11 protein-coding genes, 2 tRNA genes and 1 rRNA gene are annotated in these 10649 nt (G+C 34.9%); 12 read left to right on the top strand and 2 right to left on the bottom strand.

Annotation, left to right across the window (positions count from 1 at the left end):
- Positions 1–91: ribosomal RNA gene (rrf, locus tag DFQ02_RS14640) — 5S ribosomal RNA — on the top strand; the annotation flags it as partial.
- 138 nt (positions 92–229) lie between these two features.
- On the opposite strand, the gene DFQ02_RS14635 is transcribed toward rrf, so the two are convergent.
- Both DFQ02_RS14635 and DFQ02_RS14630 read right to left on the bottom strand, forming a co-directional pair.
- Positions 230–949 (bottom strand): hypothetical protein, encoded by a 720-nt coding sequence (locus DFQ02_RS14635; RefSeq protein WP_116525204.1) that lies wholly within the window; start codon positions 947–949, stop codon positions 230–232.
- Positions 950–1164: 215 nt separating this feature from the next.
- Positions 1165–2307 carry an acyl-CoA dehydrogenase gene (locus DFQ02_RS14630; protein ID WP_116525203.1) on the bottom strand — a complete coding sequence of 381 codons (1143 nt, stop codon included), beginning with the start codon at positions 2305–2307 and terminating at the stop codon, positions 1165–1167.
- A gap of 90 nt (positions 2308–2397) precedes the next feature.
- On the opposite strand from DFQ02_RS14630, the gene DFQ02_RS14625 reads away from it, so the two are divergent.
- The 11 genes from DFQ02_RS14625 (at position 2398) to DFQ02_RS14575 (ending at position 10609) form a co-directional block, all read left to right on the top strand.
- Positions 2398–3462, top strand: a complete 1065-nt coding sequence (locus DFQ02_RS14625; RefSeq protein WP_116525202.1) for an anhydro-N-acetylmuramic acid kinase — start codon at positions 2398–2400, stop codon at positions 3460–3462.
- A gap of 161 nt (positions 3463–3623) precedes the next feature.
- Positions 3624–4850 (top strand): Glu/Leu/Phe/Val dehydrogenase dimerization domain-containing protein, encoded by a 1227-nt coding sequence (locus DFQ02_RS14620; protein WP_116525201.1) that lies wholly within the window; start codon positions 3624–3626, stop codon positions 4848–4850.
- A gap of 8 nt (positions 4851–4858) precedes the next feature.
- Positions 4859–6250: a sodium:proton antiporter NhaD gene (gene nhaD, locus DFQ02_RS14615; RefSeq protein ID WP_116525200.1), complete on the top strand. Its 1392-nt coding sequence runs from the start codon at positions 4859–4861 to the stop codon at positions 6248–6250.
- A gap of 151 nt (positions 6251–6401) precedes the next feature.
- The gene (locus DFQ02_RS14610; protein WP_116525199.1) at positions 6402–7109 is read left to right on the top strand and encodes a MotA/TolQ/ExbB proton channel family protein; all 708 of its coding nucleotides are present in this window, start codon (positions 6402–6404) and stop codon (positions 7107–7109) included.
- A complete protein-coding gene (locus DFQ02_RS14605; RefSeq protein ID WP_116525198.1) occupies positions 7110–7505 on the top strand; it encodes an ExbD/TolR family protein in 396 nt (131 codons plus the stop codon).
- Positions 7506–7531: 26 nt separating this feature from the next.
- Positions 7532–8380 (top strand): energy transducer TonB, encoded by an 849-nt coding sequence (locus tag DFQ02_RS14600; protein ID WP_116525197.1) that lies wholly within the window; start codon positions 7532–7534, stop codon positions 8378–8380.
- 3 nt (positions 8381–8383) lie between these two features.
- Positions 8384–9601 (top strand): bifunctional folylpolyglutamate synthase/dihydrofolate synthase, encoded by a 1218-nt coding sequence (locus tag DFQ02_RS14595; protein WP_116525196.1) that lies wholly within the window; start codon positions 8384–8386, stop codon positions 9599–9601.
- Between the two features lie 62 nt (positions 9602–9663).
- Positions 9664–9738: transfer RNA gene (locus tag DFQ02_RS14590), tRNA-Val, on the top strand.
- A 126-nt stretch (positions 9739–9864) separates the two neighbouring features.
- Positions 9865–10113 carry a GIY-YIG nuclease family protein gene (locus DFQ02_RS14585; protein ID WP_116525195.1) on the top strand — a complete coding sequence of 83 codons (249 nt, stop codon included), beginning with the start codon at positions 9865–9867 and terminating at the stop codon, positions 10111–10113.
- A 50-nt stretch (positions 10114–10163) separates the two neighbouring features.
- Positions 10164–10232 (top strand) — tRNA-Glu (locus DFQ02_RS14580).
- Positions 10233–10342: 110 nt separating this feature from the next.
- Positions 10343–10609: a GIY-YIG nuclease family protein gene (locus tag DFQ02_RS14575; RefSeq protein ID WP_116525194.1), complete on the top strand. Its 267-nt coding sequence runs from the start codon at positions 10343–10345 to the stop codon at positions 10607–10609.
- The last annotated feature ends 40 nt before the right edge of the window (positions 10610–10649 follow it).

Below are 10649 nucleotides of genomic sequence, written 5' to 3'. Positions count from 1 at the left end.
TGGGGCTCACCTCTTACCATTCCGAACAGAGAAGTTAAGCCCATTAGCGCCGATGGTACTACATTTGTGGGAGAGTAGGTCGTTGCCTTTTTTGATACTGATTACCTCAGTGTTTTTATAAACAAAACCCTTCATAGAAATATGAAGGGTTTTTGCGTTTTTACAATGACAAATGATTTTAAATATTAATAAAAAAGGGGTAAAGGATTTTCTTAATGAATGTCAATGTTTATTCTCTAAGTTTTTTATAGGTGTCAAAATAGGCTTTTAATTGATCTGTTGGTTTAAAGCTAATTTTATGAGATACAGGAATAGCCATTCTCATTTCATAATTCACATGATTACATCCTAACTCCTTTAGCAAAGAGTCTAATAGCTTAACCTTACTTGTAGAATTAGCGACGCTTATTTGGTACAAGGAATCTTTTTTCCACCCATACCTTACATATGCTCCGGTCACAAAAGAAAGTTTTTGTATTTCTGTGTTGAACTTTTCTGGTCTCAGATTGCCTTGGTAGATGGTGTCGTAGTGTTTATTAACAAAACCGGGCAAATCCTCGATTGTATCATAATCTATATCTTTAAAGGCCATATCCCCTTTGAAAGTGCCCCTGCCAGAGGGTTTATAAGTGAAGAATGATTCTATTGTTTTGCTGAGTATTTTAGAGTGCAATTCAAATATGCGTTGTTTAGAAGTCTTATATTTAAGTGAGCTCAATTTCAAGTCGGGATAGTTATTTTTAAACATAGAATCAATGGAGGTGCAGAGTTTCTTTTCAGATTTATAGTATTTGTCAACACGTTCTTCTATATTTTTAAATTTTTCACGCCCCATGTAATCTCCTAGTGTTCCAATTAAAAAATAGTCATTATCAATTTCTGGTTTTTCATTTTGGTTGTATGCCAAAGGAGTTAAAAAAATCAAGAGTATTATTATGTTTTTTACCATTTTGAGAATTGTTGCGTTAAATTAATGAATAGACCAAAACTAGTATAGTTTCATAAATTTGAAAATCGAGATTGAGTAAACTGCGCTTTTGGAATAGTAAAAGCCTTTTTTATATTGAGTAAGTAATCTCCCAAGTTTACAATAGAACTTAACAGAAATTGAGAAGACATTAAGCAGAATCTTCCCGTCTTGAATAATTCAACAAAAAAGAATTTTTAATCTCTCAAAATACTCCTAGAAATTACAATTTTTTGAATTTCACTAGTCCCCTCATAAATCTGTGTGATTTTAGCATCGCGCATAAGGCGTTCTACATGATATTCTTTCACAAAACCATTGCCACCATGAATTTGAACTGCTTCAACGGTATGTTTCATGGCTACTTCAGAAGCATAAAGTTTAGCCATAGCGCTAGAACGGTCGTAATTATTTCCGCTGTCTTTATCGTTGGCGGCTTTCATAACTAATAATCTGGCTGCTTCAATTTCAGTATACATATCAGCCAGTTTAAAGGCAATGGCTTGATGATTTGCTATTTCGGTACCAAAGGCCTTTCGTTCCTTGCTATACTTTAATGCTAGTTCATAAGCGCCTTGTGCAATACCTAAAGCTTGTGCGGCAATACCAATACGTCCGCCAGATAAGGTTTTCATGGCGAATCTAAAACCGGATCCGTTTGCACCAATTCTATTTTCTTTGGGTACCCTAACATCATTAAACTGTAGCGTATGGGTGTCGCTCCCTCTTATGCCTAATTTATCTTCTTTTGGTCCAATATCAAAACCTTTCATGCCTTTTTCAACAATAAAAACATTGATGCCGTGAGAGCCTTTGTCTCTGTCAGTTTGAGCTATGACCAAATAAATTTCGGCGCTCCCCCCATTGGTAATCCAGTTTTTGGTACCATTTAAAAGGTAATAGTCACCCTTATCAATGGCCGTAGTTTTTTGTGATGTAGCATCACTTCCCGCTTCTGGTTCACTTAAACAAAATGCTCCAATACATTCTCCTTTGGCAAGACGCGTTAAATATTTCTCTTTTTGTGCTTCGGTTCCGTAAGCTTCCAAACCGTAACAAACCAATGAGTTATTAACAGAAACCATAACAGAGGCCGAGGCATCAATTTTAGAAAGTTCTTCCATGATGAGAACATAGGATATAGTGTCCATGCCACTACCACCATACTTTGGGTTTACCATAACACCCATAAAACCCAATTCCCCCATTTTTTTTACTAGCTCATCAGGGAATTCTTGTTTATTATCTCGTTCAATAACACCCGGTAGCAATTCGGTTTGAGCAAATTCTCTGGCCGCATTTTTAATCATGATGTGTTCTTCGGAAAGCCTAAAATCCATAACTTCAATAAATTACTCTCTTAATAAAATTAATAACAAATATAATTATTTGGTATAATATTTTTAATAAATATCTTTATTTTTGTGAATATGATAAAATCTATCTATAAAATCATTGGGGTAATGTCTGGAACCTCCTTAGATGGCATCGACCTTGTTTATGCTTCTTTTAAATGTAGCGAGACTTGGAAGTTTCAAATTCATTTGGCAGAAACAATTCCTTACAATGATCAATGGAAATCAATTTTATCTAGTTTAACATTAAGGTCAATAGAAGAGTTATATCAAATAGACCGAGATTATACGGATTATTTGGCTTCGGTTATTCGATATTTTATTAGCAAATATAATGTTATTGATATTGATGCTATTTGTTCACACGGACATACCGCGTTACATCAACCTGAAAAAACACTCACATATCAAATAGGGAATTTACCTCTTTTAGCCACTTTAGTAAACAACAGAGTGGTATGTGACTTTAGAATACAAGATGTTAAGTTAGGGGGACAAGGAGCGCCTTTCGTGCCCATTGGTGATAGACTCCTTTTTTCAGAATATGTTTTTTGTATCAATCTTGGTGGGTTTGCTAATATTTCTACTGAAGTGGGTAACAAGCGTATAGCCTATGATATCTGTCCTGTCAATATCGTTCTAAATCACTATGTGAAAAATTTAGGTTTGGATTATGATAATGAAGGGCAAATAGCTTCCATAGGTAATCTGAATTATGATTTACTAGAACAGCTAAATACACTAAGTTATTACAATATTTTACCTCCTAAATCCTTGGGGTTAGAATGGGTAAACCGCCATGTGTTCCCGATAATTAATTCCTTTAATTTAGAGGTGAAAGATATTTTACGCACGTTTGTAGAGCATATTGCTGTTCAAATTTCAAAAAGTGTTTTAGAAATTCCTAATGGTTCTGTTTTGGTAACTGGCGGAGGGGCCTACAATACTTTTTTAATTGAAAGATTAAAACAACTTACAGATAACAAAATAGTTATTCCTTCAAAAGAGATTATAGAGTATAAAGAGGCACTCATTTTTGGGTTTCTGGGCGTTTTAAAACTAAGAGACGAAATTAATTGTTTGAAAAGTGTTACCGGAGCGTCCAAAAACCACAGCTCAGGAAAAGTATTTATTCCTTAAAAATAACAGGAAATTAATATTTAAGCAATCAAGTTTTTTATATTTGTTACTTAATGAATTTAAAAATTACTTATACAAAATGACTCAACTTTAGCTACATCAGATTTCCGATTTTAGTCTCTAAAAAGTTGGCTTTATGTTGAATTAATGCTGTATAACTAATGAAAGAATTATTAAAACGTTACGAAAACAAAGAACCTGAAATAGTTTTTAATTGGAAAGACTCCAAAACAGATGCAGAAGGATGGGTAGTGATAAACTCTCTACGAGGAGGAGCAGCTGGTGGTGGAACACGCATGAGAAAGGGGTTGGATATGAATGAAGTGTTGTCGCTGGCAAAAACCATGGAAATTAAGTTTACCGTTTCAGGACCTGCAATAGGAGGTGCCAAATCGGGTATCAATTTTGATCCTAAAGACCCAAGAAAAGTAGAAGTTTTAGAGCGTTGGTATGGAGCAGTTTCACCCTTACTGAAAAGCTATTATGGTACTGGAGGCGATATGAATGTAGATGAAACCCACGAAGTTATTCCAATTACAGAACAAAGTGGGGTTTGGCACCCGCAGGAAGGTGTTTTTAACGGACACTTTAAACCTACTGAAGCTGATAAAATAAATAGGATTGGTCAGTTACGGCAAGGGGTTATAAAGGTTATCGAAAATCCAATTTATTCACCTGATGTTTCGAGAAAATATACCGTTGCAGATATGATAACAGGTTTTGGGGTAGCTGAAGCGGTGAAGCACTATTATGATATTTATGGAGGTAATATAAAAGATAAAAGAGCTGTGGTTCAGGGGTTTGGAAATGTAGGAGCAGCGGCAGCATTTTATCTATCACAAATGGGAGCTAAAATTGTTGGCATTATTGATATTGCAGGAGCCGCAATAAATGAAGACGGTTTTACATTTAATGATATAAGTCATTTTTTTCTAAACAAAAAGGGTAATACTTTAGCAGTTGAAAATTTGATTCCTTTTGAAGAGGCCAACGAAATAATTTGGAGTTTAAACACAGAAATTTTTGCTCCTTGTGCTGCATCCCGTTTAATTACTATTCATCAAATTGATGAAATGATAGATAGCGGATTAGAAGTAGTGTCATGTGGAGCCAATGTGCCTTTTGCGGATAAAGAGATTTTCTTTGGACCCATTATGGAACATACAGATTACCGTGTGAGTTTAATTCCAGATTTTATTTCAAACTGTGGAATGGCAAGAGTTTTTGCTTATTTTATGGAACGTAAAGTACAAATGACTGACGAAGCAATTTTTAACGATACATCAAAAACAATTAGAAAAGCCATTGAGAAAGTACATAGCAAAAATCCTTCTAAAACAGGATTGAGTGCTACTGCTTTTGAAATAGCGCTTAACCAACTTATTTAAATAAAAATATGGAGACAATTATCATTTTAGTATTTGTGATGGGCTATTTAGCTATTACCTTAGAACATAGTTTAAAAATTGATAAACTGATTCCGGCGCTGGTTATGATGGCCATTTGTTGGGCCTTAATTGCTTTAGGATTAGAACATTTTCCTCAGTGGTTTGACTCTGGAAAGCACGCCCTTTTGGATAACTTTGGCTTGATGGAGCATGAGGAGAAAATGCATCTTATGGAAGAAACCTTACTTCATCATTTAGGAAAAACAGCAGAAATTTTGGTTTTCTTACTGGGGGCTATGACTATTGTTGAAATTATTGATTATTTTGATGGTTTTGCCACCATTAAAGGTTTTATTAAAACAAAAAGTAAAACTAAAATCCTTTGGATTTTTTCCATTTTAGCGTTTATACTATCTGCTATAATAGACAATCTAACTGCAACAATTGTTTTAATTTCAATCCTTCAAAAAATAGTTAAAGATAGAAATGTAAGAATATGGTATGCTGGTTTAATTATTATAGCAGCAAATGCTGGAGGTGCTTGGTCTCCAATTGGTGATGTAACAACCACCATGCTATGGATAGGAAATAAGGTTTCTACAGGACATTTAATAGGATATTTATTGGTTCCTTCATTATTGTGTATGGCGGTACCATCTTTAATAGCTTCATTTTTACCAGCCTTTAAAGGCGATTTAGATGTTGTAGAGTCTTCAGACAAGCCAAAATCTAAATTTAGTGGTACTATGTTATATTTAGGTTTAGGAGCTATCGTATTTGTTCCTGTTTTTAAGGTAATAACACATTTACCTCCTTATGTAGGCATGATGCTTTCTTTAGGTGTTGTTGCTACCTTTGCTGAAATTTACAGTAGCGCTAAGTTTAGTATGTCTATTCATGATTCAGCAGAGAGTGATGCCCATGCGCAACATAGTCCTGTTCATACAGCATTAGCAAAAATAGAATTGCCAAGTATTTTGTTTTTCTTAGGTATTTTAATGGCTGTTGCAGCATTAGAGTCCCTCGGGATTTTATTTGGATTTGCATTATCGCTTCAAGATACGATGCCTATGTTAGGTACAGAATTACACCACGGAGGTGTTTCAGATTTAGTAGTATTATTACTTGGAGTTGGTTCTGCGGTAATTGACAATGTGCCACTGGTAGCAGCAAGTTTGGGAATGTTTTCAGAGCCAATTGATAATGAGTTATGGCATTTTATAGCATATTCAGCTGGTACAGGTGGAAGCATGCTTATTATAGGATCTGCTGCTGGTGTGGTAGCTATGGGAATGGAAAAAATTGATTTTTTCTGGTATTTGAGAAAAATATCATGGTTAGCTCTAGCTGGATTTTTGGTGGGTGCTGCGGCCTTTATGGTTACAAGAACTTTGTTTTAATATAAGCCAGAGTAAAATTATCTTTGGTATAGAATTTGAAAGATTGGTCTTTGTACTAATCTTTCTGCTTTTATATAAAATGAAAGTCAAAATAAAATTTATACTTTAGTAATAAATCAAACGTTATACAGTTGCAACAAATTTATATGATATGCTAAACTTGTTTTTAACCCTACAAAACGCTCAAGAAGGAGCAGAAACTATTACTGAAGGAGAGTCAGTAGAAAAAACACTATCAATAATTGAATTAATAACCAGCGGTGGTGCGGCAGGACAAGTTATTATAGCTATCCTGTTCTTGCTGTTAATATTTGCTGTGTATATTTATTTTGAAAGATTATTTGCTATCAAAGCGGCATCTAAAGTTGATTCAAATTTTATGAATCAAATTAAAGACCATGTTAGTAATGGCAAAATAGATTCTGCACAGGTACTTTGTGCTCAGGTAAACACGCCAGTTTCAAGATTAATAGGAAAAGGCATTACCAGAATTGGTAAACCGCTCGCAGACATTAATACTACCATTGAAAACGCGGGGCGATTAGAAATTTACGGATTAGAAAAAAACGTAAGTATTCTAGCAACCATTTCAGGAGCAGCGCCTATGATTGGATTTCTGGGTACAGTGGTTGGAATGATTTTAGCAATATTTGAATTGGCAAATGCAGGAGGGTCTATTCAAATGGATGTTTTGGCAGGTGGTTTATATACGGCAATGACCACTACGGTTGGTGGCTTAATTGTGGGTATTGTAGCTTACATAGCTTATAATCATTTAGTGGTGAGAACCGATAAAGTAGTGTACCAAATGGAAGCTAATTCTTTAGAATTTTTAGATCATTTAAACGAGCCTATATAGATGAATTTTAGAGGAAGAAATAAAGTAACACCAGAATTCAGTATGTCATCAATGACAGATATTGTTTTTCTGCTATTAATCTTTTTCATGATTGCTTCTACATTGGTTTCGGCAGAAGCTATTGATTTATTGTTGCCAAAATCATCGAGTAAAACTACTCAAGTAAAAAATATATCGGTGAGTGTTAACAAAAAGCATCAATATTTTGTAGATATGAAAATGGTTCCTAAAAGTCAGTTAGAAGAAACAATTCTTACGGCTATGCAAGGAAGTAGTACATCATCCATTACCATACGCTCAGATCAGGATGTAGAGATGAAACATGTGGTTTTTATTATGGATATTGCGAATAGAAATAGAATTAAATCTACATTGGCAGTAAAATCTACCCAATAGCTTTTAGGATTTAAAGGTCATTACGAATGAAGTATTTTGAGACAAAACATGAAAAGGATTCAGCAAAAGTTACGTTGCTGATTACCTTGATTTTGTTACTAATGATTTTTGTTATGGGACCCCAATATATGGATCCGCCAGAAGAGTATGGAGTAGCTGTTAATTTTGGAAATTCAAATGTAGGACAAGGTAGAGTGCAGCCCAAAAAGCCTGTTAAGTCGGAGCCGAAACAAATAAATGAACCTACACAACCAGAGGTTTCAAAATCAGAGCCTACAAAATCTTCTGAAGTAAAAGAAGAAGTGTTAACTCAGGAAGATGAAGAGGCCATAGCTATACAAAAGCAAAAAGAAGCTGAGGCAAAAGCGAAAGCCATTGCAGAAGCTAAAGCCAAAGCCGAAGCAGAACAAATTGCTAAAGAGAAAAGAGAACAAGAAGAGAAGAAGAAAAAATTAGATGCTTTGATTGGAGGTATCAATAAATCGGATGGTTCCCAGACAGGAAGTGAAGGTAATGACAATACCCCAGGAGATAAAGGCCAATTGGATGGGAATCCTTATGCCTCAAGTTATTTCGGTGACCCAGGAACAGGAAGTGGAGGGGTTGGTTACGGGCTTAATGGACGTGGAGCACCTACTAGACAAATATATAAACAAGATTGTAACGAATCTGGATTGGTGGTGGTGCAAATAGAAGTTGATAGAAACGGACGCGTTATTAAAGCCACTCCAGGAGTTAAGGGCACAACAAATAATGCAATATGTTTGTTAGAGCCTGCAAAAAAAATAGCCCTTTCTCATAAGTGGCGTCCAGACTCTAAAGCGCCTGCAAGACAAATAGGATTCGTAAGTGTTAACTTTAACTTAGGGCAATAATTCATGAATTACAATGAAACGCTCGACTGGATGTTTTCTCAACTTCCCATGTATCAGCGTCAGGGTAAATCTGCTTACAAAGCAGATTTAGGTAACACACTTTTATTGGTAAACCATTTAAATAATCCGCATAAAAAGTTCAAATCTGTTCATGTAGCGGGAACCAACGGAAAAGGTTCTACAAGTCACATGCTAGCATCAATTTTACAAGAAGCAGGATATAAAGTAGGACTCTATACATCACCACATCTAAAAGATTTTAGAGAACGCATTAAAATTAACGGGCAAGTAGTTAGCAAACAATTTGTAATTGGTTTTATTAGGCGCAATAAACCTTTTTTTGAAGGAAACCAGTTGTCTTTTTTTGAAATGACCGTTGGAATGGCTTTTGATTATTTTGCCAAACAAAAAGTTGATATTGCAGTTATTGAAGTTGGTTTAGGCGGACGTTTAGATTCTACCAACGTCATTATGCCCCAAGTCTCCGTTATTACCAATATAGGCTTGGATCATGTACAGTTTTTAGGAAATACACTTGAAAAAATTGCAGTAGAAAAAGGAGGCATCATAAAGCCCAATATTCCTGTAGTTATTGGTGAAACACAAAATGAAACGCAGGAAGTTTTTAGAGAACTCGCATTAAAAAATAACTCCAAAATTGTATTTGCTGATAGTGAAGTGGAGGCAGTTTTAGAAAGTGATTTAAAAGGAACTTATCAACCTAAAAATATTAAAACCACAATTCAAACCATTAAAGAATTAAGATTAAAAGGTTTTAAAGTTTCTGAAGCACATTTAAAGAAAGGGTTATTGAATGTTGTTCATAATACAGGCTTATTAGGGCGTTGGCAAGTTTTAAGACTGCATCCAAAAGTTGTTTGTGATACGGGTCATAACAGAGAAGGGCTTCGTTATGTAATGTCTCAAATTTCAAAAGAAACTTTTCAAAAGCTGCATATTGTTTTTGGTGTTGTTAATGATAAAGATGTAAATTCTATAATCGATTTGTTACCAAAGCAAGCTACTTATTACTTTTGTAAACCTGAAATTTCTCGAGGACTACCAGCTAAAGATTTAAAACTGGTTTTTAATAATTATGGATTACAAGGGGAGGCATATAACTCTGTAAACGAGGCTTATAAAAAAGCGTTGCAAAGTGCGTCTTTTGAGGATTTTGTTTTTGTTGGAGGGAGTACTTTTGTAGTGGCAGAAATAATTTAAATTTTCTTTAAAAAAGTTTTTGCAATATTAAAAACTAGGTTATATTTGCACACCTATTTATAGGGCGCGTAGCTCAGTTGGTTCAGAGCACTTGGTTTACACCCAAGGGGTCAGGGGTTCGAATCCCTTCGCGCCCACCTTCGCTCGCCGGAGTTTTCTTTTTGGAAAACAAAGGCGAGTTTTTTATTTTACTCTCTTTAGTGTTTTAATTTTGATAACGAGCTTCGGTGTGCGAAGCCCACATCGATTTATAATTGTTTCTTATGGAAAAGAAGACTTGGACGGTTTACATTATGTTATGTTCAGATGGGACAAATTATGTTGGATGTACCTCTAATCTTGAATCTAGATTAAAGAAACACTCTAGTGGACAGGTAATATCAACAAAAAACAGGTTGCCCGTTGAAATTATAAATTATATTGTTTTTAACGATAAATATAAAGCTTACAATTTCGAAAAATATTTAAAATCTGGTTCTGGAAGGGCGTTTTTGAAAAAGAGGTTTATCTAAAAACAAAACATGGAAAAGTAGACTCATGGTAGAGAATCTTTTAGGAGCCTAGCTCAATTGGTTCAGAGCATCCCGATTTTCCATCGGGAGGGTCAGGGGTTTGAATCCCTTCGCGCCCACCTTTGCTCGCCGGAGTTTTCTTTTTGGAAAACAAAGGCGAGTTTTTTATTTTACTCTCTTTAGTATTTTAATTTTGATAACGAGCTTCGGTGTGTGAAGCCCCACATCGATTTATAATTGTTTCTTATGGAAAAGAAAACTTGGACGGTTTACATTATGTTTATGTTCAGGTGGGACAAATTATGTTGGGTGTACCTCTAATCTTGAATCCAGATTAAAGAAACACTCTAGTGGACAGGTAATATCAACAAAAAACAGGTTGCCCGTTGAAATTATAACTTATATTGTTTTTAACGATAAATATAAAGCTTACAATTTCGAAAAATATTTAAAATCTGGTTCTGGAAGGGCGTTTTTGAAAAAGAGGTTTATCTAAAAACAAAACATGGAAAAGTAGACTCATGGTAGAGAATCTC

The sequence above is a fragment of the Seonamhaeicola aphaedonensis genome, from assembly GCF_003386195.1.
GTDB lineage: Bacteria > Bacteroidota > Bacteroidia > Flavobacteriales > Flavobacteriaceae > Seonamhaeicola > Seonamhaeicola aphaedonensis.
The sequence above is the reverse complement of the archived record's forward strand: the minus strand, read 5'-3'. Positions and strand labels throughout refer to the sequence as shown.